This is a genomic window from Gracilibacillus salinarum (genome assembly GCF_022919575.1).
Taxonomy (GTDB): domain Bacteria; phylum Bacillota; class Bacilli; order Bacillales; family Amphibacillaceae; genus Gracilibacillus; species Gracilibacillus salinarum.
The window spans coordinates 1,156,857-1,183,592 of record NZ_CP095071.1; the positions used below are offsets into that span (position 1 = coordinate 1,156,857).

Annotated in this window: 21 protein-coding genes and 1 riboswitch; of the genes, 3 read left to right on the forward strand and 18 right to left on the reverse strand. The window is 37.5% G+C overall.

Annotated features, from left to right (window positions below; all coding sequences use genetic code 11):
- Positions 1-80: 80 nt before the first annotated feature.
- A riboswitch (cyclic di-GMP riboswitch) is annotated at positions 81-167 on the reverse strand.
- A 1,085-nt stretch (positions 168-1,252) separates the two neighbouring features.
- From MUN87_RS05700 to MUN87_RS05750, 11 genes are all read right to left on the reverse strand, one after another.
- Positions 1,253-1,549 carry a rhodanese-like domain-containing protein gene (locus MUN87_RS05700; RefSeq protein ID WP_244746709.1) on the reverse strand — a complete coding sequence of 99 codons (297 nt, stop codon included), beginning with the start codon at positions 1,547-1,549 and terminating at the stop codon, positions 1,253-1,255.
- A 42-nt stretch (positions 1,550-1,591) separates the two neighbouring features.
- Complete coding sequence (locus MUN87_RS05705) at positions 1,592-2,071, reverse strand: DsrE/DsrF/DrsH-like family protein (RefSeq protein WP_244746710.1); 480 nt, start codon at positions 2,069-2,071, stop codon at positions 1,592-1,594.
- Between the two features lie 106 nt (positions 2,072-2,177).
- Positions 2,178-2,438, reverse strand: a complete 261-nt coding sequence (locus tag MUN87_RS05710) for a metal-sensitive transcriptional regulator (RefSeq protein WP_244746711.1) — start codon at positions 2,436-2,438, stop codon at positions 2,178-2,180.
- A gap of 364 nt (positions 2,439-2,802) precedes the next feature.
- The gene (locus tag MUN87_RS05715) at positions 2,803-4,086 is read right to left on the reverse strand and encodes an MFS transporter (RefSeq protein ID WP_244746712.1); all 1,284 of its coding nucleotides are present in this window, start codon (positions 4,084-4,086) and stop codon (positions 2,803-2,805) included.
- A gap of 28 nt (positions 4,087-4,114) precedes the next feature.
- Positions 4,115-4,429, reverse strand: coding sequence for an L-rhamnose mutarotase (gene rhaM / locus MUN87_RS05720; protein ID WP_244746713.1), 315 nt, complete (start codon positions 4,427-4,429; stop codon positions 4,115-4,117).
- Between the two features lie 469 nt (positions 4,430-4,898).
- Positions 4,899-7,679, reverse strand: coding sequence for an EAL domain-containing protein (locus tag MUN87_RS05725; protein WP_244746715.1), 2,781 nt, complete (start codon positions 7,677-7,679; stop codon positions 4,899-4,901).
- A 164-nt stretch (positions 7,680-7,843) separates the two neighbouring features.
- Positions 7,844-9,631 carry a methyl-accepting chemotaxis protein gene (locus MUN87_RS05730; RefSeq protein ID WP_244746716.1) on the reverse strand — a complete coding sequence of 596 codons (1,788 nt, stop codon included), beginning with the start codon at positions 9,629-9,631 and terminating at the stop codon, positions 7,844-7,846.
- Positions 9,632-10,239: 608 nt separating this feature from the next.
- Positions 10,240-10,656, reverse strand: coding sequence for a universal stress protein (locus MUN87_RS05735; protein WP_244746717.1), 417 nt, complete (start codon positions 10,654-10,656; stop codon positions 10,240-10,242).
- 20 nt (positions 10,657-10,676) lie between these two features.
- Positions 10,677-12,137, reverse strand: a complete 1,461-nt coding sequence (locus MUN87_RS05740; RefSeq protein ID WP_244746719.1) for a SulP family inorganic anion transporter — start codon at positions 12,135-12,137, stop codon at positions 10,677-10,679.
- A 491-nt stretch (positions 12,138-12,628) separates the two neighbouring features.
- Positions 12,629-13,492, reverse strand: a complete 864-nt coding sequence (locus tag MUN87_RS05745; RefSeq protein WP_244746721.1) for a peptidoglycan-binding protein — start codon at positions 13,490-13,492, stop codon at positions 12,629-12,631.
- Positions 13,493-13,507: 15 nt separating this feature from the next.
- A complete protein-coding gene (locus MUN87_RS05750) occupies positions 13,508-13,771 on the reverse strand; it encodes a phage holin family protein (protein ID WP_244746722.1) in 264 nt (87 codons plus the stop codon).
- A 295-nt stretch (positions 13,772-14,066) separates the two neighbouring features.
- Between MUN87_RS05750 and MUN87_RS05755 the strand changes: the two genes are divergently transcribed.
- Both MUN87_RS05755 and MUN87_RS05760 read left to right on the forward strand, forming a co-directional pair.
- The gene (locus MUN87_RS05755) at positions 14,067-15,863 is read left to right on the forward strand and encodes a BCCT family transporter (RefSeq protein ID WP_244746723.1); all 1,797 of its coding nucleotides are present in this window, start codon (positions 14,067-14,069) and stop codon (positions 15,861-15,863) included.
- Positions 15,864-15,943: 80 nt separating this feature from the next.
- A complete protein-coding gene (locus MUN87_RS05760) occupies positions 15,944-16,648 on the forward strand; it encodes a DsbA family oxidoreductase (protein WP_244746724.1) in 705 nt (234 codons plus the stop codon).
- 192 nt (positions 16,649-16,840) lie between these two features.
- On the opposite strand, the gene MUN87_RS05765 is transcribed toward MUN87_RS05760, so the two are convergent.
- Positions 16,841-17,194, reverse strand: a complete 354-nt coding sequence (locus tag MUN87_RS05765; RefSeq protein WP_244746725.1) for a DUF2200 domain-containing protein — start codon at positions 17,192-17,194, stop codon at positions 16,841-16,843.
- A gap of 312 nt (positions 17,195-17,506) precedes the next feature.
- On the opposite strand from MUN87_RS05765, the gene MUN87_RS05770 reads away from it, so the two are divergent.
- On the forward strand, positions 17,507-19,663 hold the full coding sequence (locus MUN87_RS05770; protein WP_244746727.1) for a methyl-accepting chemotaxis protein: 2,157 nt from the start codon (positions 17,507-17,509) through the stop codon (positions 19,661-19,663).
- 191 nt (positions 19,664-19,854) lie between these two features.
- Here the strand turns inward: MUN87_RS05770 and MUN87_RS05775 are convergent, their stop codons facing one another.
- The 6 genes from MUN87_RS05775 to MUN87_RS05800 form a co-directional block, all read right to left on the reverse strand.
- Positions 19,855-21,117 (reverse strand): hypothetical protein, encoded by a 1,263-nt coding sequence (locus tag MUN87_RS05775; protein ID WP_244746728.1) that lies wholly within the window; start codon positions 21,115-21,117, stop codon positions 19,855-19,857.
- Between the two features lie 24 nt (positions 21,118-21,141).
- The gene (locus tag MUN87_RS05780) at positions 21,142-21,777 is read right to left on the reverse strand and encodes a YesL family protein (protein ID WP_244746730.1); all 636 of its coding nucleotides are present in this window, start codon (positions 21,775-21,777) and stop codon (positions 21,142-21,144) included.
- Positions 21,778-21,787: 10 nt separating this feature from the next.
- Positions 21,788-22,474: a DUF1961 family protein gene (locus MUN87_RS05785; RefSeq protein ID WP_244746732.1), complete on the reverse strand. Its 687-nt coding sequence runs from the start codon at positions 22,472-22,474 to the stop codon at positions 21,788-21,790.
- Between the two features lie 278 nt (positions 22,475-22,752).
- Positions 22,753-23,631, reverse strand: coding sequence for a carbohydrate ABC transporter permease (locus MUN87_RS05790; protein WP_244746734.1), 879 nt, complete (start codon positions 23,629-23,631; stop codon positions 22,753-22,755).
- 37 nt (positions 23,632-23,668) lie between these two features.
- Positions 23,669-24,622 carry an ABC transporter permease gene (locus MUN87_RS05795; protein WP_244746735.1) on the reverse strand — a complete coding sequence of 318 codons (954 nt, stop codon included), beginning with the start codon at positions 24,620-24,622 and terminating at the stop codon, positions 23,669-23,671.
- 100 nt (positions 24,623-24,722) lie between these two features.
- A complete protein-coding gene (locus MUN87_RS05800) occupies positions 24,723-26,252 on the reverse strand; it encodes an extracellular solute-binding protein (RefSeq protein WP_244746737.1) in 1,530 nt (509 codons plus the stop codon).
- Positions 26,253-26,736 lie beyond the last annotated feature (484 nt).

The window sequence follows — 26,736 nt, forward strand, 5'->3', positions numbered from 1 at the left end:
GACTATTTCATACTGAAGGATCTAACGAAACTCATATAAAAAACCCATACAAAAATGTATAGGTTCCCCTGTGATACTTATCAGGTAACCCAGCCATCATCGTGAAAATTCACCTTAGATCTGTGGTTTTGCGTCTCTATTTTTCAATAGATTTGCCATTTTCTAATTATATAGTACTATTTTATCACATAATTTGCCAATTATTTAGTTTCTATTAAAACTATATTCCTATCTATTTTAATATATCTGGTAGCAAATAATCAATATAATTTGGTATATATATGAATTTCTTTTTCCTAAGAACAAAGGCGAAAGCGCCCGTTTAGAGACGTAGCGAGTGGAGCGAATCAACTGAGATAAAGGAATCACGGTGAGCTTGCGAATCGATGATGACTTATCGTAGGGCGATTTCGCGAAGTCGCCTAGTCTCTGGGCGCTGGAGCCGGACGTGGCCGTTTCTGTCAGCGAACATCATATAGCCCAAAATTTATACTTTCTTGACTTATAAGAAAAACCGAGCATAACCCGCCCGGTCCTAATTGACATAAATGATATATAATATGGATTATGTCAACTAACCATCGCTAGCCAAACATCCATATTGAGATATTTAATGTGCTGGGATACCGCTTCGGCCAACCACTCCGCGTCCTGCGGGGCACGGCTGAAGCTAACTTTGTGAAGAAGAGCACTTCACAAAGTGGATCTTCAGCACCTGCACAATCCCGCGGGAGTCTCCGTGGTTGGCCTACGCTAGAATAGGGGCTGTACAACTTTTGTATGGGGTAGCATATTGATCAATGTATCCATAACAGGAATAGAATGAATAACATAATGCCTAAAACTACTGCTTTTAGCTGTTTCAAATGTTGTAGAACTTCCCATAAGCGTAGGAAATAGGCGGAGACTCCCGTGGAATCAGCGCGAGCTGAAGATCCACTTAGTTTGTGCCTGTGTCTGCAAGTACCGCTTCGAAGTAAGCTTCCTCGGCACAAGGCAGCAAAGGAGTAGTTCAAAGTAGTAGCCTAGCTGAAGCCGTGCCCACAGGACGCGGAGCCTATTTCCGGAGCTTTGCTAAGCAGATAAACGATATCAAAATGACCATTCTGCAATACAGCTTTTGTTTACATAATCCATATTATAGGAACTCCACATCATGTTCAATATGATTACTGACTTGACCAGACTTATATACTTTCTTGATAGATAAAAAAAGAAATCAGTTCGTGTTTTGAACTGATTTCTCCTAAGCTTATTCAACTTCGTCTTCCCAGGCTAACATGCCGCCTGTCATGTTTGTTGCTTTAATGCCATTCGCTTCTAAATATTCTGTGGCACGTCCACTTCTTGCACCTGAACGGCAGATCATATAATAATGTTGATTCTGATCAAATTCATCCAAGCGATCAGGTATTTCTCCTAAGCGGATTTGTTTGGCTCCCGGAATCATCCCTTGTGCTACTTCTTCATCCTCCCGTACATCTACGATATGAAGTTTTTCTCCTTCTTTTAATTTTTCAGCTAGTTGATTTGGTTGAATTTCGTTCATGTTGATACCTCCCATAAATTATCTATACTTAGTATAGCAATTTTAAATAAATAATGTAATATTTCCATCTTCTGATCCACCAATATATGCTGCAACACCTGCATATTCAATGTCTTCTAGTAATTCTTCTTTTTGTAATCCAAGAAGATCCATGGTCATGGTGCATGCAATCAATTTTACCCCTTGTGCCTGTGCCATGTCTACCAATTCGTGGACTGGTAAAGCGTTATGCTTCTTCATTACATGTTTAATCATGTGTGGACCCATGCCTAGATAATTCATTTTTGACAGTCCCATTTTGTCTGCCCCTTTGGGCATCATCCAGCCAAGTAATTTTTCGAGTAAACCTTTTTTTACATGAAGGTGTTCGTCTTTCCTTAACGCATTCAACCCCCAAAAAGTGTGAAAAATCACCACCTCATGGTCATAAGCAGCAGCCCCATTTGCAATGATATAGGCTGCCATAGCCTTATCATAATCTCCACTGAATAACACAATTGTAGTTTTCTTTTTTTCAGTCATTCTAACCTCTCCTTACCTATACCTGTATGGGTATTTATAAATGTAAAAAGAAACTGTCTTATTCCGTAAGCGTAATATAAACGTATAAGACAGTTACCTTTTTTATTTAACGACTTTTCACCAGTAAATTTACTGCTTCTTTTATTAGTTCCTCCGAGCTTTGACCAGATTCCTGTTCCTCTCGAATACATTTTTCAAGGTTCGTGCTAACGATTAACGCAGCCGTCCTATCTAATGCACTGCGACAAGCAGACATCTGTGTAACGACTTCTCTGCAATCCTTGCCTTCATCCATCATCTTAATCAATCCACGGATTTGTCCTTCAATCCGTTTCATTCGGTTGATCACTTTCGCATCGTATTCCATGATGAAGACGCCCCTTTCTATATCAGTTATACCTTTATCATACTAAATGAGACGCTATGAAGAAAATAATACAACACTCATATTATACCCCTCTCGGTATTTTGTCAATTAACTTTTAATCATCTGGCAAGATTTTTGACAAAAAAAACTGCGTTGGCTAACACCTTTACGGGCGATGCAATTGATTATGTAAACTAGGGCTTTATTGCAAAATGGTCACAACGCAAGTTAACATAATTCATATTATAGGAACTCAGCTTCATTGTTCAATATGGTTACTGCTGTGACTGCTTTTTTATTACTTTCTTGATTGAATACAAAAAGACGCTTGCTACAGGCGCAAGCGTCTTCCAAAGTAGAGTTTTTATACCCCGTACCGTTCTTCTTCAATTTGTTCTAACGTTTTTCCTCTTGTTTTTGGCGCTAAGGCTATACCGATAATCAGGTGAATGATCAGGAATATAATCATTACAACACCTGCTACTGTAAAGCTAAGTGCGTCCATTAAAATAGGTAAAATAAACGACCAAATAGCTATACCAGTACGTACTAAGAAATACATGAAGCCTTGAGCACTGGCACGGTATCTTGTAACAAATAACTCGCTTGTCCATAGGGCATAGAATGCTTGGGCACCGATACCTGCTGCAGAGCCCCACAGAACTACGAATAATACTAATGATACCCAGTTCATCGGCATGAACGTTAATATAATCCAAGCTACTACACCGATAACTGCACCTAAACCGAAAAGGAAGCGCTGACTTACTTTATCTGCTAATTTCATAAAACCAAAATAGGTTGTCAGTACGGTAAACATCCATAAAAATGCTTGTAACAAGTTAGCTTGTCCATTAGATAAACCGCCTACATTTTCATAAATATATGGCATGAAATAACCCATTGCACCAGCTGTTAAATTCCAAAATAAATATATACCGATTAACAGAAATAACGCTTGTCTATTAACTGCTAAAGAAAATAACTCTTTCAGAGAACTCTTTTTTAGTTTTGTTTTTTGCTGCTCTTTCTGTTTTTTCAAATTGTCTTCTGTCCAGATACGTGATTCTGGTAAACCTCGTCTTAAAATCCATGTTACAAATGCAACTACAAGCAAATGAAAGAATATGATACGAGAGCCTAATAATCCTAATGGCTCGAGTAATACTGCAAGAGCAAACGTAATCATTGGACCGATAGACCAAGCTAATTGTGAAGCTCCCACTCGTGCTGCACGCTGTTTAGAAGGTGCTTCTTCGGCAATGTATGTCCAAGATACAGGTACTGCTACCCCAACTGCGATACCTGTAATAATTGTACCGATCAACAACATTGGGAAGTTAAACGATAACATAATTAATAGAATACCAAACATATAAACTAGTAGATCGTAATTAAAGACGATTTTCCGGCCATATTTATCAGTAATATATCCACCTAAAAGAGCACCAACAGCCGCTCCTAAAGCGTTTGCACTTAATGCACTTAACAAACCTACCCCAACGCTGTCAATGCCAAGGTATGTTTGCCATAATGTTAAACTGCTTGCTGCAGCAATAATTGCCCCAGCTTCAATATAATTCGCCATAGCGATCGCTATCGTTGCTAACCATCCTGTTGTTTCTTTTCTTTTTATAGCTTTCCCCATTTGTTATACCTCCGTTAGATGATATGAATTAGTCCATATGAAAAACTTCTTGTAAATTAGTCGTTACCGGACTATTATCTGTATTCGTTTCCATAACTGGTTCCATAAATGCCCACCATTTCTTATTGATTTCAGTGGTGGCCATTTTGCTCCATAACGCTTCATCTTCGATTTCTACATAACCAAACAATGTACTGGTTTCTTTATCAAGAAAAATCGAATAATTTTTTGCCCCGTGTCGGTGTAAGGCTTCTACCATCTCTGGCCATATTTCGTTATGACGCTTTTCATATTCGTCATGCATATCCGGATACACCTTCATTAAAAAGCCTTTACGCATCATTATTCTTCTCCCCCTTATTTGTAACGCTTTCATATTCCTTACTAAAAAAGAATAAACCTTTTTACCCAATAAGTCAAACACAAATAAACACAAATAAAATAATATAAAGATGTAATTTTTGGATTTATATCTGAAATTAAGGGAAAATGGGTAAACCAACCATTATCCTATTAAACTACCTACAGGATTTATCAAGTATATGATGACCATACATCTTAGCTTAGAACGTTCCCGTGGGAAATTAATCAGAAAGAGGTTCGAAATTATCTTTTATTGTCTTAAAAAAGAAATCTTTTAATTCGGATCGGTCTATTTAGTCAACTAAAAGCCGAACATAACATCATATTCCAGCTTAGAGAATTCACGTTATGTTCGGCTATTCTATTGATCATTAAACATTCAAACTGAAACCCTGTCACGTATCACAAATTATTTATAATGCAGACTTAATTGTTATGTCACGGTTTTCTTATAAACTAAAAGCTGACAATTTCTCTTGATTAATATAATGAATAGTTGATAGCAGTTCTTCTTGTTTTACCGGTCTTGAAAACCAGTAGCCTTGGAATATCTGGCACCCGAGCTCTTCTAATAATTTTATTTGTTCGAAATTTTCCACACCTTCTGCTATCACCTTCAATTCCAGCGCCTTACTCATTTCCATTATGGCTTGCAGTATCGCTATATTTTTATGATCCTGAAAAAGATCCATCACAAAGGATCGGTCAATTTTCAATACATCAATCGGGAACTTCTTCAAATAAGCTAAGGAGGAGTATCCAACCCCAAAGTCATCAACCTCTATTCCAATCCCTAACGCATGGAGTTGATGCAGAACGTGTAACGATAGTTCAAGATCTTCCAACAGTAAGCTTTCGGTAATTTCAAAGCTGATTTGGTGTGCAGGGCACCCTTTTGTTAGCAATATTTTTTTTACTTTTTCAACAAAATCAGCTTCTTTCATTTGTTTGTAAGAAATATTGATAGATACATGGAAGTGGTAGCCCTGTTTGTTCCATTTCACTATATCTTCCACAATTTTCTCCATTACATAATCGCTCATTGGCACGATCCATCCGGTTTCTTCAGCAACACCGATAAACTCCCCCGGTGACACAACACCTAATTGTTGATTATTCCAACGTAACAACGCTTCTAATCCTGTAATTTCTCCTTTTTTCAAATCAATTTGAGGCTGATAACATAACTCCAATTCTTGTTGATCCATTGCCTGGTATAAATATCGTTTGATATGTAACTCACGGTTTTTGCGATTGGCTTGATCATTAAAATAAAAGTAAAATTGATTTTCACCTAAACTTTTTGCAATCTGCAACGCTTCCTGTCCTTGTAAAAGCATCATATCTGCCGTTTGTTTTTCATAACATACCACGCCTATCGAGACGCTCGCTAAAAATTCTTGCTCTTCATACCTCCATGGAAGTCTCAGTATCTCAAAAAACTTCAACATAACCCGTTCCAATTGCTTCTTAGTAAGTCTAGTAATCAGACAGAACTCATCTTCTCCACTTCGCGCAAGTACGATCGGTTGAAAGTGGTCCTTTAATCGGTTGGACATTTCCATCATCACATAATCCCAAGCATTGATCCCATACATACTCTTTATTTCTTTCATTTGATCAAAATCAAGAAGCAATAGGTTAAAGCGGTATTTTGCTTGTACGAGATAGTCGATTTCTTTTCTTAATTTATATTTATTTGGTAATTGTGTAACCGGATCAAAGTATAGAATTTTATCTAAAGATTCCTGATATTGCTTTCTGGACGTCACATCCCTCGCCAAAAACAATAAACTAGTCTCATTGTTTTGGCCTACCACACGCTTTCCTTTCACATCCAGCCATTTTAATTGACCATGATGGTCTGTTACTTCTATTTCAGTTGTATCCTCTTCCTTAACATATAATAAATAGTGGATAAGATACTGAATGGTCTGTTTTGCATTATCACTAAACATTTTCTCTATATTAAAACGGGAAATACTATTGCCAATCAATTGTTTGATCGATGGCGAAACATACTGCAAATCTTTTTTCTCGTTTATTAAACAAATTATATCTGTCGTATTTTCAGCAATTAATCGGAAACGGTAATTATTCTCTTTAATCGTTTCCTGGAAATTCAAATTCTCCATTACTTGTCCAATAATATAAGCATAAGTTTCCAATGCTCTAATTTCCTGTTCTGAAGGAGTATGAAGGCTCTTCCGATAAAGTGTAAATACACCGATAACATCATCAGTACTCGTATTGATTGGCGTCGACCAAATAGTCTGAATTCCGTATTTTCGTGATAAATCTACATATTTTGCATTTTCTAGAGCAGGAAGATTATCAATAATAATTGTTTTATTAAAGAATGCCGCTTCGCCGCTAATTCCTTCTTTTTTTCTTATCGGAAAGTCAGCTAATTCATCTAAAAATTGCTGTGGCAAAGAATACGTTGCAAATGTACGCAATTGCATCGTCTGAACATCCTTCTGAAAAATTAAACTTTGATAGCCGGTCTGTTCATCTACGATCTTACATACTTCTCGAAAGGCTGTAAGTTTATCTGGATGCTCCAACAGTTTTTTTACAATCATAAATTGGTTCTCCACTAGAATAGATTGATTCTTTTTATCGGTAATGTCATTTTGGATAGCAATTAAAAATCTCTTCTCTTGATTCATTACTGGTTTAATTTTTAATTCATTCCAGAATTCTTCACCATTTTTTCGATAATTTTTAATTTCTGTCTGAACTGGCTGAAACTGATGCAATGCTTGTTCAATGCTTTTAATATCTTCTTCCTTTGTACGCTGACCATGAAGAATTCGGCAATTCTGTCCTATCACTTCATCTGCTGTATAGCCGGTAAGCCCCTCGAAACCTTTATTAACATAGACAATAGGATAATCTTCTTTGTCAGGATCAATTAATATAATGCCACTGGAAATTTGGTCAAATAGATGTAACAGTCGTCGGTTCTCTTCCAGTGATTCAGTAGCAAGTGACTCTGTAACGATTCGCGAGTGTAATTCCTGTTGATATTTTTTTGTTTGTATGTGTATTAAATAATAAAGTAAACAAGATGTTATGGTGAGGAAAATCAAATGCATGAATGTATGTTGATCTATCAAGAATACTGAAGCTAGCCGTTGTAAAGTTATGTTAGATAAGTCAGAAAAAAGGATCCATAAAACACCGGATAAAACATAGACACTTGTAATACGAAGTGCGCTTTTCACTATCGCCACCCCTATTGTTACTGACATCATTTTAGTTGGTATAATCATACCATATCTATTATTAGGACACTATACCTAAAATCAAAAAATATCAACGGAATAAACAGTACTTTTAAACCACAATAAGGACAGACCATTGTATGGTACTCCTCTTTCTCAACCTGTTATACTATTTTAAATTTTTCTATTTGTTTTTCTAAAGATCCTGCCAGCGCCTCTAATTCCTGTGCACTACGCGATACTTCTTCCATAGAGTGATTCGTTTCTTCAGCTGACGCAGCAGTTTGCTCTACTGCAGCAGCAGATTGCTGGCTAACAGCTGCAATTTCATCCACTGACCTATGCATTTCTGTACTGTGCTCATTGATCTCTTCTAAGTTACTTACCATATGATTCATACGATTCACCATTTCTGTAATCGATTGATTAATCGTAGAGAAGTTCTCACCTGTTTGTCGCATTTGCTCCGTACCATTCTCTACTTCCTGATAGCCTGCTTCTAATGACTGTGCTACCTGATTGGATTCGGTTTGAATATTGGCTACTATATTCGTAATATCTGCAATCGAATCGGTAACCTGTTCCGCTAATTTTCTTACCTCATCCGCAACAACGGCAAATCCTTTTCCTGTTTCACCTGCTCTTGCAGCTTCTATCGCTGCATTCAACGCTAACAAATTGGTTTGTTCTGCAATCTCTTTAATCACTTCTACTATGCGATCAATTTCTTCTGTACGTTTATCTAGTCCTTGTACTTTATGATAGGATGTCTGAACCATTTGATGAATGGTTCTCATTTGATTAACAGAGCGATCAATAGCATGCTTTCCTTGTTCGCTTAGATCCATTACTCGTGCTGATTCACCGGCGATTTGGTTTCCATATTCAACAACACTGTTCACTCTCTTATTGTACTGATCCATTGCACCTGCCAGGTCAGAAGCATGGCTTGCTTGTGATTCACTTCCAGAAGATAATTCTTCCATTGTTGCAGCAATTTGTTCACTTCCCTCTTTTACTTGATCAGAGGACTGCTTTAATGTACTGCTCTGTCCTAACACCTGGCCAGTAGCCATCATCAATTGATTTATAGTCCCATATAAATTTTCTTTCAATGCATTCATAGCTCGTGCTAAATCTTCAAATTCATCTTTTCCTTCTACTTTAACATCCGGTCTGGACAAATCACCTTGTGCTAAATAATGTAGCTCTGTTTTTACTACTACAATATTGCGATTAATTAATCTAACAATTAGGAGTACGATTAAGAGCCCTATTACAACCGATATAGCCATTGTAATTAAGGTAGAATGGAGAAGATCCTGCCGCATGTCAGATACTAGTGTATACATATCAAAATCTAGTGCTGCAACACCGATAATGGACCCATCGTTCCCTTGAATTGTTTGGGCTAATGTAATCGTTGGTTTATCAGTAGCCGTGTCTAAATAAGGTTTTGACCAAACCAATTGCTCCGGGTTGGCAGCGGCTTTTTGGTACCAATCCGTTTCAGTAGCCTTGTAGCCAGATAAATCAGTACCATCTGTATAGTTGTCCATATAAAGGGCATTATCAGTTGTAGCAAGATATAAATTAAGAATATATTCCATATTTTCTGCTTTTTCTGATAAGAAATCCAAATAAAAACTAGTTAATTTTGGGTTGTTCATCACTGGCATATTAGAAGTTACTGATTCCTCAACATCAGATGTCTGCACCTTCTGATAGTTTATTTGCTCTAATGTAGATAGGTCAGAAATAAATGCCTCATATTCCTCAAAAATCTTATTGTATTTTGGTGATATTTCGACGATGTCATCTTTTTGCACAATTGCTCTTTCCAAAATTTCTGTTTGTTGATAAGATATGTACCCGACGAAGCTTATTGGAATAATAAGTAAGAAAATCATTGTTGCTGGTAATTTAAATCGTAACTGTCGTAGCTTCTGCATAGTCGTCCCCTTCTTTTTGTTTTAGTGTTTTCAGCATCAGTCTATATTACCATACAACGCAATATGTTACTATATATCGCAGTAATTTAAGTCTTATTGCCTATTTTTATGTTTCTAATCTGTCGTTAGTATTAATTGACTATAAGAACAATCCGCATTCACTCCTGCTAAATTACTAAAACTAGAAAAGACCACCCGATCCTAATATAAAACATGTTAAGTGACACATAGCAATCATTTTAAAATGAATCATGTGCTGGGATACCTTTACCAGCCATTTATCGGCCAGTAGGAGTCTATCCGCCGGCCTGCGCTATGGTTCAGACTCTTTAAGAAGACAAAACCAGCCGGGAAACACCCTCACTTGTCTTCTTTCTTTTTGAACACTACAAATCTTGTTGTGCTACTTCCTACTTTTGGTTCCTTTCTCGCTAAACGATACAAATCTCTGGTCAACGCTTCCCACTTTTAGTTCCTTTCTCACTAATAATAGTGATTGAGTACAATTTAAATTTTCAGTACGTCGAGCAGATTCATCGCGAATTTTTTTACTTTACTTATGTAATAAAAAAACAGCTAGCCCTACTTTGCTAGCTGTTTTTATTGGGTTATTTCACAATCAGTACTGGGCAGTGAACCCGTTTAGCTATTTTATGGCTGACACTGCCTAATATCATTGTCTGTAATTTATTTTTGCCTCTGCTTCCGACAATAACAATATCGTAGTCGTAATCATTAGCAAACGAGACAATAGCAGGCCCTGGTTCACCATGTATGATATGTGATTCGCATGTAATATTTGCTTCTTTGAGCTTATCTACAACTGGTTTTATTTTTAGTTCTCTTTCTTTCTTCACCTGATATTTATCCAGACCATGTAAAACATCTTCTTTTGACGTTTTGCCATCAACTGCGTAGACTACATCTACTTTACTGTTATCGATCTTAGCTAGTTCCACAGCATGAGATGCAGCGCGTAATGAATGCTCAGATCCGTCAGAAGCTAATAATATTTTTCGATACATCCGTTCACCTCATTTATCGATTAGTGACCTGAAGCTTTTGATAAACCACCAATTTTGTTTTTGAGTGATTTACTTTCATCATTTAAACCGACATATTCGACGTTCACTTCATTTTGCTCGAATTTCATTTCTATTTTATCTAGCGCTCCTATAGCAGAATCATCCCACAGGTGAGCATGAGTCAGGTCAATTTCCACTTCCGTTATATCATCTTGAAAATTAAATTTTTCTACAAAATCATTAACAGACGCAAAAAATATTTGACCATCGACTTTGTATATTTTTTTCTTTCCTTCAATTGCAATAATCTGGGTTACGTGTACCTTTGAAATTTTTGCAGCAAAAAATATTGCACTTAGCAGCACTCCAGCTAATACACCGATAGATAAGTTATGGGTCATTACTACAGATAGAACTGTTACGACCATAACAACAGCATCTGTTCTTGGCACTCTATGCAGGGTGGTGATGGACGACCAGTCAAAAGTACTTATAGATACCATGAACATAACGCCTGCTAAAGCAGCCATCGGGATCCGTACGACAACATCTCCTAATACAAATATTAAAAACATTAAGAAGATACCCGCCACAAACGTCGACAGTCTTCCGCGTCCGCCTGATTTAACATTAATAACAGATTGTCCGATCATAGCACAACCCGCCATACCACCAAAGAAGCCCGTCACAATATTAGCAACTCCCTGTCCACGACTTTCTTGATTTTTATTACTTTCTGTATCTGTCATATCATCCACGATGTTCGCTGTAAGTAATGACTCTAATAAACCTACTACTGCTAACGAAAGGGAATAAGGAAAAATGATAGCTAGTGTTTCGAAATTAAATGGTATATCCGGAATTAAAAATACAGGTAAATCTGAACTTAAGTTTCCTAAATCACCAACGCTGCGAACGTCAAAGCCAAAATATAAAGATATAGCTGTAACAGCAATAATTGCTACTAAAGTGGATGGAATCACTTTTGTTAGTCTAGGAAAAAGGTAAATGATACCCAGTGTCAGCGCAACTAAGGCATACATCACAAATCCTTCTCCTTTGAAATGTTCAAGTTGTGCTGTGAAAATTAAGATAGCAAGGGCATTGACAAACCCTACCATTACAGATCGTGGAACGAATTTCATCACTGTTGCTAATTTAAAAACACCAAATATAATTTGAATAATTCCTGTCAAAATAGTTGCTGCAAATAAGTATTGCAACCCGTGATCCGCAACTAAATTCACCATTAATAATGCCATTGCTCCCGTTGCCGCTGAAATCATCCCTGGTCTTCCACCTACGAATGAAATGATCACCGCCATACAAAAAGAAGCATACAAACCAACCATTGGATCGACGCCGGCAATAATCGAAAAAGCTATCGCCTCTGGAATTAATGCTAATGCGACTACAATACCCGATAAGATATCTCCTTTAATATTGCCGAACCAATCCTGTCTTATTTTCGATAAGTTCATGAAGCACCTCTTTCTTTTCGTTTACTCAAAGTTTCCTTCTGAGAAACTTGCCGTAATGAACAAATCGAATCATACCATATTTACGCCGATCATTAAACCGTTAAAAAAACGCATTCATTTACTTTTTCCTCTACTATACTTTCATTTACGTATGTATTAGACTATTTTACTTAAACAGGTCAAGCAGACATCATAGTAGGAAAAAACGGACATAACCTGCCCGGTTCTATTTGATTTAAATTTCATATAACTACCTATGATATGGATTATGTCAACTAACAGCTTAGTATTTATTTTGAAATGATTCATGTGCTAGGATACCGCTCCGGCCAACCACTCCACGTCCTGTGGGTCAAAGCGGTATCCAGCAGATTGAATATTTCAGAATGGGCACTTAGCTGCTACATTAGATAATCCATTTTATAACACCACATCTTCATTTTCAGTATAAAAGAAGAACTGCTATAGAAGCAGTTCTTCTTTCTACACGATTATCCAAATAACTTATCCCATGTTTTAGGTCCTACTATTCCATCTACTTTTAGCGCGTTTCTCTGTTGATATTCTCTCACTTTCTTTTCTGTTTGTGTTCCGAAAATACCATCTGCTTTCGCATACACACGACGCTGAATAATTCTTACAATGTCGCCTCTGCTGCCATTTTTAATAATCCCTGGATATTTAGATACTAAGGTTGTTTGTTCGTCTAGCTTAGCATTTGTATTGGGTCCTACAATTCCATCAACTGCAAGATGTTCTGCAGATTGAAAGGAGCGTACAGCTGATTCAGTTTCTTGGCCAAAAACACCATCTGCACCGAATTTCGGCAGGGAAAAGCCTAATTTTATTAGATCGCGTTGCAACTTTCGTACAGCTGAGCCTGAGTCTCCAGATTCCAGAAGATCATCGAGATCAAAATTATTTAAATATGCAATCGGGTTGAGTGTGGAAGACTTCTTATCAGGACGATAACCGTAAGGCGGTTTCATCTCTACTATTTTCCTTACTTCAAAGTGCAAATGGGAACCTGTCACATAACCCGTGCTTCCCTGATAACCAATCACTTGATTTTGTCCAATTGTTTGTCCTTTCGATACGGTTACTGAATTTAAATGTGCATACAATTGCTCCCTGTTATTACGGTCTCTTATTAAGACTACATTTCCATATCCGCCCAAGCCTGTACCACTATTTCCAAACCCTGCATAAATAACGGTACCAGATGTAAAGGCCTGAATTGGTGCTTTGTGATATTTCACTAAATCTACGCCAGAATGAAACGTGCTACTATTGGAAATAGGATGTGTCCGATTTCCATACGGACTAGTGATCGTGTAACCTCTAAACTCTGCCATGATATTTCCTCCCTTTTATATTTTTCCATCTCTATGATAAGTCTGTTTTACGATTTGATGACTGAACACTGCCATGCCAGTTACGATGACTCCATCTGCTATAGCTTGGATGGTCCAGCCATACAAATTACCTGACGCGAGTATCCCTATACACAGCAAAATCCAAATAATCAACCAATCAGGAATAAAGGGTGTTCTTTTGCAGGCATAACCGATAAACCATAATGCAGGCACTAGGAAATAGAAATCTTCTTTTAAAGCATATAAAATTTCTGGCATTCCGAACACCTCCTCTGATTTGATAATGTTCTCTCCAAACAACGCAATCAATACAAGGTTGACTCACTGTATTTTATGCATATCTTCCTGAAGTTGCTTTGGCATTTGACATGTATTCCACTCATTACTATAATCAATGGAATGTGTACAAAAGTAGCTAACAATTTTCATAATCTGTTGATTAGCTAACTATAATTAGGGTATAAGAAGGATATACTGATTAACAGAAACTAGAAATCCAGAACTAAATTGGAAGGGGGAACATGTCAGTACTTTATCGCTGGCATACATACATATGACAACTAACCAGTTAAACAAAAAGGTAGGGAAAGTGGGATTTGTTTTTATCACTTCTGCCATTTTAGTGGCGATATTTGTATTATGGGGCGCACTTTCTCCAAACTCATTAAGTGATGCAGCCAACACGGGATTAGAATGGATGATTACCAACTTCGGATGGTTTTACATGCTCATCACTGCACTATTTGTACTTTTCGTCATCGTTTTGGCACTAAGCCCTTATGGGAAAATACGACTTGGTAAACCGGAGGACAGACCAGAATATTCCTGGTTTTCCTGGATTGGTATGCTTTTTGCTGCCGGGATTGGAGTAGGATTTGTTTTCTGGGGTGTTGCGGAGCCAGTCCTCTATTATATGGACCCTCCACTCGGTTATGAACCTGGCACAAGGGAAGCGGCACTTGCAGGATTACGATACGGTTCTTATCACTGGTCACTGCACCCTTGGGCTATTTTCTCCATTGTAGGGATGACGCTAGCCTATGTACAGTATCGTAAAGACCGTCCCGCATTAATTAGCTCCGCTTTCTATCCAATGATAGGAGATCGCGTCAATGGCTGGGCAGGAAAAACGATAGATACCTTAGCTGTTATTGCTACTTGTACAGGGGTAGCAACGACTTTCGGGTTAAGTGCGATGCAGATAACTGGCGGGTTATCTTATATTACGCCTATTCCAAATTCTCCTTGGACTCAGCTCATAATCATTTGTATTGTGACTGCGTTGTTTTTAATATCAGCAGCCAGAGGTCTGGATAAAGGAATTAAGATCCTGAGTAATGCCAACCTCGTTGTAGCAGGACTTCTGCTCCTGTTTGTTATTATTGTAGGTCCTACTTTATTCATTGCTGAAAGCTTTGTTACCACTCTAGGAGGATACATAACGAATGTTGTACCAATGGCATTAACATTAACACCCTTTTCTGAAAGTGAATGGCTCGGTACCAATACCATTTTCTTTTGGGCATGGCATATCTCATGGGCACCATTTATGGGTATTTTTATTGCCAGAATATCAAAAGGACGTACCATTCGAGAATTTATGGCAGGGGTGTTAATTGTACCTTCATTATTAGCACTTCTTTGGTTTACTACTTTTGGAGGTACCGGTTTAAATGTAGAAATGTACGGTGCTGGCGGACTGAGTGAGTTGATTAATTCTGATGTTGAATTAGCACTATTCGCCATGCTCAATGAGCTTCCATTAAGCTTTATTACTAACACTTTAGCGATCATCTTAATTTTGATTTTCTTCATTACTTCTGCCGATTCTGCCTCCTTTGTGCTTGGATCGATGACGTCGAACGGTGATTTGGAACCGAAGATGTCAGTAAAAGTAGTTTGGGGACTGTTAATCGCAGGCGCTGCAAGTGTATTATTATTTAGTGGTGGCGGTGGCCTTAATGCACTGCAAACCGCTTCAATCATAGCCGCTTTACCGTTCGCTATCATCATGGTACTCATGATCATATCGATCGTCATCACACTGGGGAAAGATTGGAAAATAGACCAGCGCTTGAAAAGGCGCAAAAGAGAAAAACGAGTTAAGAGTGAATTCAAAAATGAATTTACCGAAGACTTTAAAGATGAATTTATTGATAATGTTCGAGACGATGTAAAAGACGATTTATATCAAGATATGAAAACTGACTTTTATGAAGATTTCAAAGAAGAAATCTATGATGAGATGAAAGATGAGTTGTATGATGATTTCAAAGATAAAATTTATGATGAGATCAAAGATGAAATCATTGAAGAAATCACAGAAGACGACGATAAAACCAGCAAGTAATACCTCCCTCATAAGCATATTCCTTTTCTGAGACCTGTATTTATGTCAGAATAGGATAGAATTCGAAGTGAGGTGTTATCATGCAAATTGAAATATGGTCAGATTTTGTATGTCCTTTTTGTTATATAGGTAAAAAAAGACTTGAACAAGCGATTGAACGTTTTCCACATCCAATCGATGTTACGATAGAATATAAAAGTTTTGAACTTGATCCTGATACACCTAAGTATACAGGCGGAAGTATTCATGAAATGTTAGCAAAAAAGTACAATATGTCATTAGATCAGGCAAAGCATGCAAATCAGCAGATCGGTGAACAAGCAAAAGCTGTTGGTTTGGAATTTGTCTTTGACACAATGAAGCCTGGAAATACGTTTGATGCACATCGTCTTAGTAAATATGCTGCAAAGTTAAATAGAGAAACGGAATATGTTGATTCGATGTTATACCATTATTTCACGTTATCAAAAGATTTAAGTGATAAGGAAACTTTACTTGCCATTACAGACGAATTAGCTTTCGATCATGAAGAAGTTTCTAGCATACTTGAAGATGAATCAAGCTATGCAAATGATGTCAGGAATGATGAAGAAACAGCAAAAAGCTTAGGTGTAACTGGAGTACCATTCTTTGTATTCAACAAAAAATATGCTATTTCAGGAGCACAGCCGATCGAAACATTTATGCAGGCAATCGAGAAAGTAATGGAAGAAGAAAAGAAACAGCCATTTGAAAGTCTAAATACGGAGCAAGGTAGCTATTGCGACGGAGATGGTTGCAAATAACTTGAGACAAACAGGCTTGATATCTACAATTAGATGTCAAGCCTGTTTTTTGTACGGTAGGAAAGCATCAAAATGATCGTTCTGCAATACAGCCTTTGTTAACATAATTCATATTATAGGTAGTTGTTTAGGACCGGGTGAACTTTTGCCGTTTTTCTCACAGGTAATCATCCCTATTTTCATTTTTCTCAATTAGGGCTTTCGCAAAATCTTCTCCATCGCTTTTCCTTTTGCCAGTTCATCAATCAGTTTATCCAAGTAGCGAACTTCCTTCATCAATGGATCTTCGATTTCCTCTATTCGTACCCCACAAATGACACCTTTGATCGAGTTACGTGAGGAATTCAATTGAGGAGCTTCTGAAAAAAAGTTTTCCATGTTTGTCTTTTTCTCTAATTGTCTTTCCAACTCTTCCTGACTATACCCTGTCAACCAGCAGATGATCTCATCAACTTCCTCTTTTGTACGGCCTTTTTTCTCTGCTTTTGTAATATAATGAGGATAGACACCCGCGAAGCTCATCGTATAAATTCTATGTTTAGTCATGATAAACCCTCCTGAAATGATTTTGTTACTAGTGTTTACAAACCAGTATATTAATTTGATTTATCAGACTTTTTTCCAATAGCACACTAAGTTTTCCTTAAAGGATTATGTTAAATTTTCATGACCAACAATTAGTTCTTTAGTCCTGTATTTTTACAAAAACTTAAAAATATTAATTTCTTATCGTTTATTGCCTCTATTTAATGTTATAATCATATTGTACTACTACTATTTAATTATTACGCTTACACTTAAAGGATTTCTTTGTTTTTTGTAAGCACTTACTAAATTATCAAATGCGGAGGATGAACGATGGCGAACAAATGGAAAGGAAAAAACAAGCTAGGAATCAGGAAAACCAAGGACTTTGTTAACGCAACAAGAAATAAACTATCTTTTTTTAGTAAGAAAAAAATGAAAGCGGATAAAATCAGTGCAGGGACAGAACCAGCTGCACAGCACTCTACAGTATCCAAGAAACATTCTATCAGCAGAAAAATTCTTGTTAATATTTTAACTACTGTATTAATCAGTGTATGTATTGTAGGTATTGCTTCCTATTTTATTTCAAATGCAATTATAAAAGAAAAAGTGACGGACGCTTCCGAACAGACGATTATCCAATCGGCCGATAAACTGGACTATTTAATTAATCAGTATAAAAATCGTGTAACTGAAATATTAATGGCGGATAACTTCAGTAATACGTTGAATGAGCTTGATACTTATGAAGAAACAAATAATTTTGATTACTTCTCCTTAAAAAGTACGGTTGATGATGCGTTGACACAAATTACTACACTGGATAGTAATGTTAGTCTATACCTGCTACATACAGAGAAAGAACGGATCATCTCATCTACACAGACAATTAGCGAGGAAGAGATTTTTGCTAAAGACTGGTATAAAGAGGCAGTAAATTATGATGGACCGACAGCATGGATAGGCGGGTTAAGCAAAGGGGTATCCGGAACTAACGAAGAACCAACGATCTCATTTGGTCAGAAGCTACGGATAAGCGGAACAGATTATATATTAATCGTTGAGTTAACTCCTGCAGTATTTGCCACTGCACTCGAAGGTGTCCAGTTCGGTGAAGATGGCGATGCTAATATTGTAGATGCTAATAACCAGATCGTTTTTTCTAAAGATCTAGAGGAAATTTCAACAGACTATCCTTATAAAGTAAACTTTAAGTCTGAAAAGAACATGATTAATGACAATGGACAATTAGTGTTCCAAAGTCCTTCGGAAGCATCTGATTGGTATTTGGTCGGATCTGTATCCGAAAAAGAATTAACGAAAGACACAGCTTATATCTTTTACGTAACCATTGGGATCATTCTGCTGGCAGTCTTACTATCCATATTTATCGCCAGAAGAACAGTCAAGTTAATTGCTGGTCCAATTGCGACCATTTCTGATCAGATGGCATCTGCTAAAAACGGTGACCTTACCGTCCGTTCTCAGGCTGTAAATCGCAAGGATGAAATTGGATTACTTGCGAGCAGCTTCAATGAAATGTTAGAAAATATTGGAGTGATGATGAATCAGACGAGAACATCTGCTAATAAAGTACTCGAAGCCGCAATTGAGTTGACCAATATCTCACAAATGCAATCCCAGTCCGCTAAAGAGGTCGCTGCAGCATCCGAGGAAATTGCAAGTGGCGCAACCGGATTAACAGATGAAGCAGAACGTGGAAACACATTGGCGGCTAGCATTCACGATGAAGTAGAAAATGTCTATCAAAATAATGGTATCATGGAAAATCATGCTATCGAGGTATTAGAACGCAGCCATGAAGGATTAGAAAAAATGAATGAATTAGTAGTAAAGACCAAAGATGGTGAACAAATGACCAATGCTTTAGCGGAAAAAGTGGATACGTTGAAAGAAAGTACCGAACAAATCAATCAAGTAATGGAAATGCTTACTAATATCGCCCAGCAAACAAACTTACTTTCTTTGAATGCCGCAATCGAAGCTGCGCGAGCCGGTGAAGCTGGAAAAGGCTTCGCTGTCGTTGCAGATGAAATCAGAAAACTGTCGACCCAATCCAAAGATTCCATTGATAAAGTTGATGAAATCACAACAGGTATCGTTAATGAAGTAAATGAAACATTGCAAGTATTAGAAGCTGCAACACCACGTTTCAAGGAACAGGTAACACAAGCGGAAGATACACAATTAATTTTAAATGGTGTTGGGGAGAGCATGAGTACCTTTACAAATAAAATCCAGGATGTTACCCACTCCATTCAGCAATTACGCGAATCTCAAGAAGTACTAACATCTACGATTCATCAGGTCAGTGCAACAGCAGAAGAATCCAGCGCCATCAGCGAAGAAGTTTCTGCCACAACTGAAGAACAGTTGAAAGTAAGTGAATCGTTAGTTACTACTTCTGATCAGCTTAAAGAATTATCCGAAGAATTACAGGGTATGATGCGTAAGTTTAAAATATAATTTGCACCTATAAAAAAACACGGCATTCGCCTCATTTGAGCAAATGCCGTCGTTTTTCTTATACATGATAAATTCTAAATTTTCACAACGTCGATCAGCTATATCACTAACAATTAATTATAAGAACCTATTTTTTATAATATATTTTTACAATTTAACTGGTCATCCAGATATTGTCTTTGGAGTTTTTGCTAATCTACGTACTCCCCACCTGGATACAAGGTTACAGAATAATCCCTTTTCGTTTGTGCTAATCCAGCTTCAGCTGTCTGTGTGACATCCATCTGTTTGTTTCCATATACATAGGCAGTGGTTTGATCGTACACTATCACCTGGGTATATCCAGAACCGTTTAAATCACCATAACAGATATAACCATCAACTGGAAAACGTGTCACGACATTTTGATAACCATCATAAATCGTCGGTGGAATACCTCCACCACGGCGGTAAGCGATAATATAATCCAGCTCATGGTCATCCCAATTCCGGATCGTATCGATAATTGTTAACCACCCCCCTGTTTTACGGTCTTCCTTCCAGATCTCGTTTCCATCTGCATCTAATAAAAAGATACCATCTCGACCGTCGGAGGCATGCTTCCCCCTTATAATCCGATCTAAACCAGCTACCTGCAGCCCATCCATATCGCTTCTAAATTTACCTAAGCAGACATGCTGTGACTCAATCGATCCATCATAGCGCCAGCATTCATTACCTTCCCAATCATATAGCACAGTTACACTGCCACCTATGACTAACTGGTATTGATCACTTTCTGCTTGAACTTTACCTACCCAAATACAATCTGCGTGCTCATCTAAGTCATGACAGGACCATAGCAAGTCACCGTCTGCGCTTAGAAAGTCATAGCCTGCCATCACTTCATCGCGACCGTCTTGATTGAAATCGAATGTCCAAGGAAAATGTCCTATATTTCCTTTGTGTGTCCAAAGCAGTTCAAATGCATTGTTAAGCACCCACATTTGATGATAACGATCTTTCAAAATGACATCCTGTGGATACGAATGTCCTGACACATTAGCAATAACAATACAGTCATGGGCAAACCTATCCGGTAAGGCATATTGTTTTTTCGTGACGCCTGTTTTGCCATCTATCATCAGAAATTGATCTTTCATCACACAAAGAACTTCATTATGTCCATCACCATCAAGATCATAGATTTGGACAGGATAATCACTGCCAGGTCCACCAGGATCTTCGCTAGGCGTTCCAACTTGCCACAACATGTTACCATTCAAATCAAAAGCAGTCATTGCCTCTACCTGATGTGGTACATAGCGATCATCAATTCCACCATTCGGCTGAACCATCAGCACATCCATTCTTCCATTTCCCGTTAAATCACCTAAGTACATTTTGCAGTTTTTTCCTGCCTTCGTTAAATCGAGCGTTGCTAGTAAATTTACTTCTTTCGTATTTGCTGTCATGCACTTCTAACCTCCATTATAAATTTAAGTTTCCTGAAGCAGCTCTTGCTTTATTTCTAATCGTAAAAATGTTCGATGCGCAATCCACATGATTACTAAACTAGATAAACTAGCTCCGAAGAAGAATAGAAATACCGGTAACTTAAAGTATAAATAGTATAAAGTTAAACACGCTGAAACTAGATAAATCGTTCGTACAGGGGAATAGACTGTTAACAAAATCGCATTTTTTACATAATTATATAATTTGTTATCGTAATGCACATACATTGGAAAAATATAGATCACCATTAGACCTAGTACAGCAGAAACAAAAAGCAGTACTTTCTCCATCACTTGCTGCATGGCAGCATTATCAATCTGCAAAAAATGAAAATTTATATAAAGCATATACGCAAACAACAATATAAATATGCCTAATTTGTTAGCGCGAATAAATTCCTTTTTATATGTTTGCCAGAATACTTTAAAAGCCGGAATATCTTCCTCCCCTTGTGACCATCTTCTAAAAATGGTAAACATGGCGACTGTACTCGGTCCAAAGCCGAATATCACAGCACCAGCTAATGTAAAACACACCCACAAAAAATTAACATATAAAAGGAGCAGTACCGTTTCTCCAAAAAAATAAAATTTGCTGATAAAGCCATTCCCCAACATAATGATCCTCCTATTCTGTTACTTTACGTACTTTTTTTACTGACAAATTCGCATAAGCTGCTTTCATTGGTGCCATTTGACGAAATCCAATTTTTCCACCTTGATAAACAGGTCCATAAGTAGCTCCATCATCCTCCCATTCCAATACAAGCAAATCATTGATATAAAATAATACATGCTGTTCATATTTAATCAGTTTCATATGATATGGTGAGATTGCATCTTCTACTGGCGGCAATGGATCAGCCGCTTGTGTGACTAGGTGAAACCCATAGCTTTTCCGTAAATTACAAGTACGAAAAGCTCTTTCTTCCGCATACTTATGTCGAAAATATGATAAATGCAACGTATTAATCGCTCCAGAATGATAATCAGGATAATATCCTGCTCGTTTCGGAAGAGTTGGATCGAACAAATCTTCACCTTCTTTTCCTTGGGCTGCGAAAAAAAGCATACAAAGACCTGGTTCTTCCAGCGGGTAAAAATCCCATTCAACCATGATTCTGTCAGGAAACTCAACAGGACACCACAATAACCAGTGAGCATGATCACCATGTTCATCAGGATCTAACATATTTTCAAGCAATAGTTTATCGTTCCAGTTTCTTTTTTTTACTTGACCTTCAGTTATCCAATCTTCCACTGCAGCTTCGCCATTCAAGCTATTTTGATACACTATTTCTTCTGCTATAAACATGATTGATTTTCCTCCTTAACATCCGTAGAAAGACGGAAACAAACAACTACCTGCCTGTATATTTGATAGTCATTTGTTCTCATCTTTCATTCCCGGGCAGAATAAATGGATGGAAGTGCTTGTTCAAAAATGAGGACCAAATCGCAAGAAATTCAATGCAGCGTAGCATCAAGTAACACAAATATATGCCAGCCAACGCATAAATTCACAGCGTTTTTCCGGACCTTTTTGAACATCCTTTTGAATCTTCTGCCCGAGCTAATATTTATTCATTGCTATTATCCTTTCACAGAGCCTAGCATGACACCTTTAGCAAAGTGCTTCTGTAAGAATGGATAAAACAATAATATTGGAACCGTCGCAACTACAATTACAGCAAGCTTGACAGACTCTTCTGGCGGTTCATATAAGGAAGCCTCCTGTAAGTCACCTAAACCAGTATTTGCTACCATTACTAACTGCTGTAATAATAATTGGATAGGCCATTTTGATGTATCTGTCAAATACAATAACGCTTGAAAAAAGTCATTCCAATAAAAAACAGCATAAAACAAAGTAAACGTAGCAATAACAGGCTTAGATAACGGCAGCATGACTCGCCAGAATGTTTGAAATTCCGTACAACCATCTATTTTCGATGCATCCTCCAATTCTTCAGGAAGCTGTTGGAAGAATGTTTTTACAATGATCAAGTTAAACGGATTGATCGCAAGCGGCAGAATTAATGCCCAAATCGAATCTAGTAAACCTAAACTCTTTACAAGAAGATACGTAGGAATCATTCCACCACTAAATAACATGGAGAAGAGAATCAAATTCAAGATTAAATTTCGACCTACCATATTTTTTCTTGATAACGGATAAGCCATTGTTAATGTCAAAATCATACTTATCAATGTTCCTATCACCGTTACCAAAATAGAAACGCCTAAACTGCGAAGAACTGCATTCGTCGAGAATATATAATCATAAGCATTGGTTGTAATTTCGTTTGGTATGATAAAGAATGATCTGCTCGCAATTTCTGATTCTGTTGCAAATGAACCACCAACTACATATAGAAAGGGAACAACGGTGACAATCCCTACAATTGCTAAAAATATGTGATTAAAAATATCAAAAACCCTACCTGGGCCAGTATTATGCATACGGTGCATGTTTCATACCTCCAGTTCCATTCGTTCAATTTCAAATTTAAAATAAACCACTCTCGCCAACCTTCTTCGCCAATCGGTCTGCACCGACTATGAGTACGATACCAACAATTGATTTAAACAAACCTACGGCTGTACTGTAACTAAATGCCCCTTCTGTTATACCGACAAAATACACATACGTATCAAATACATCCGCAACGCTACGGTTTAATGAGTTAGACATTAAGTAGATTTGTTGAAAACCGGTATCTAAGAAGTTACCAAGTCGCAAGATTAATAAAATGACAATCGTACTGCGTAATGCTGGTAACGTAACGTGCCAAAGTCTACGGAATCGGCCAGCCCCGTCTACAATCGCAGCTTCGTACTGCTCCTGATCGACACTAGCTAATGCCGCTAAGAAAATAACCGTTCCCCATCCTGTTTCTTTCCACATAATCTGTCCAATGATCATCGGTCTGAACCAATCTGGACTGGAGAGGAAATTCACTTCTTTACCAATTAGACCTGATAATAATTCGTTTACAACACCACCACCCGTTGTTAAGAAAACATAGCTGACACTGGCAATGATTACCCATGACATAAAGTGAGGGACGTAAACTAAGGTTTGTAAGGTACGTTTATAGAAACTTAAACGAATTTCATTCAGCATTAACGATAAAATAATTGGAGCAGGAAAAAAGAACACCAAATCATATAGAGCTAAAATAAACGTATTCCGTAACAATCGGAAAAAATCTGGATTGGAAAAGAAATATTGAAAATGTTCAAATCCTACCCATTCACTGTTCCATACACCGAGGAAGGGTGAATAATCCTGAAAAGCAATGACGATTCCCCACATCGGTACATATTTAAATAAAATAAAGTATATTAAACCTGGCAGAACCATGAGGTAGAGCCATTTCTCTTTCAATATCTGATTCCATTTACTTTTCTTTCTCGGCTGATCTACAGCTTTCACTGATTGCTCTTGTACATTTTCCATCGAATCCCCTCTTACTCTAAAATTTGAATGGTTACTGCTGATAAGGATAAAAGCAGGCTCTTATCACCTGCTTTTATCTATTTCACCTTTTCAGCATCAATTATTGAGCATCTTGATGTAATTGGTTGATTTCTTCCATGTATTCTGTACCACCAGAGCTCTTCCAGCGTTCTACCGCTTCCTCAAGCCCTGCTTCGTCAATCTGACCAACAATATATTTAATACGAGCATCGATAATGATATTGTCCAGCTGTTGGCCTTTTTTCGAATAAACTTCGGAAATATAGGATTCTGCTGGATTCGCTACGACGATATCTTCATTCTCAACCTTTAATGTTTCTTCCAGCTCACGTAAAGGAGTTGATTCTGCTTTAAGAGATTTAGGTTCAGGAAGATACATAAGCATTTGGTTGAAACCGTCAACTTCTGCTTTAAGAGCTGCATCATCTGTTATTTTCGATTCATATTTTCCATCAACAATTTCATAATGTTGTCCCTCGATACCATTTTCAGCTAGAATTTGTGCTTCCTCATCATTCATTTTGTCAAGGAAATCCAATACTTGCTTCAATTCTTCTTCTGATTTTACTGATGTTTTCGATACAGCAAGCATACCGGAATACCCAGAAGTCGGTAAATTGTTTAATCCTGCTTCCGTTTCTACCGATTTAATTACAGTGATTGGATCCGCGTTATCCGGATTTGCATCAACAATTTTCTCTTGAATACGGTGACCTTCATCAAGTACATTAACCTGAACGCCCGCTTCACCAGCAACAACTGGTTCTGACCATTGTGCAGGATCCATTACCGCAAAGTCTTCGTTAACAAGACCTTCATCATACAATTTTTTAAAGAAATTTAAGGCTTCCATATAGTTATCATCCATAAATGCTGGATAAAGTTCACCATTTTCATCTTCGCCCCATTTATTAGGAACGCCGAACCATGTTTGCATAACATCCCACGGTCCTTCATATTTAGAAACTACCATACCGTACGTATCATCTTGTCCATTTCCATCAGGATCTTCTTCTGTAAACGCTTTTAACATATTATAGAATTCATCGATTGTCTTCGGTTCTTCTAATCCTAGATTCTCCAACCAGTCTTTACGAATAATTACACCATTTCGCCCTAAATCCCGAGCACGGTACATACCATAAACCTTGCCGTTAATAGAACTATTATTTAGGATGATATCATTTGCCTGACTTAAGTTCGGATAGTCCTCCAGATAAGGTCCTATCTCCCAGAATGCTCCATCTTCTACTGCACTAATAAAACTTGGCGATTTACTAGGTACATACATCACATGCGGAAGATCACCAGACGATAAGGTGATGTTGAATTTGTCTTCCAAGTTACTGTTTGGCACCCATTCCATCGTAATGTCTTTATTGGTGTACTCTTCAATTTTCTTAAGTACTGGACTGTCATCAGTAGGTGGTTCGGTGGAAAAAGTTGGTACGAACACACGCAAGTTCATTTTTTCACCAGAGCTTTCCCCATCTGAATCTCCACCTGAATCATTGCCCGCTGTTTCACTATCATCACTACAACCAGCGACTAATAAAATTCCTACAACTAAAAATGCTAAAATAACGTAACGAAACCATTTTGCTTTCATCTTGACCCTCCCATAGTTTGACAAGTTTTTGACGAGCACATTACTAATTTCTATTTCTACACCTTTCATCATCCACCCTTTCTTTATTGAAATTTGGAAAGGAAGTAATGTGTCTCGATAAACTAAATATAAAACGCTTTCATTTTTCCATCAATATTCAATTTTTGTCTACTTACCAATTTTCATCCATCCCCTTAGTTATTGTAAGGGTTTACACAAAAGAAATATCACTTTTATAGCAGATTAACACTTTTTTGCACAGTACCACAAAACGCTTAATCACTAGCCAGAAGCTGATTTTCCGCACAGAGGCAAAATTGTATGTATTTTATAGCTTAAGAAAAAACGAGAAAGTTCACCTGGTCCTAACTAACAAAACAATATACAACTACCTATAATATGGATTATGTAAACTGCATAGCGGTACGGTAATTTTGAAATGTTTCAAGTGCTGGGATACCGCTCCGTCCAACCACTCCGCGTC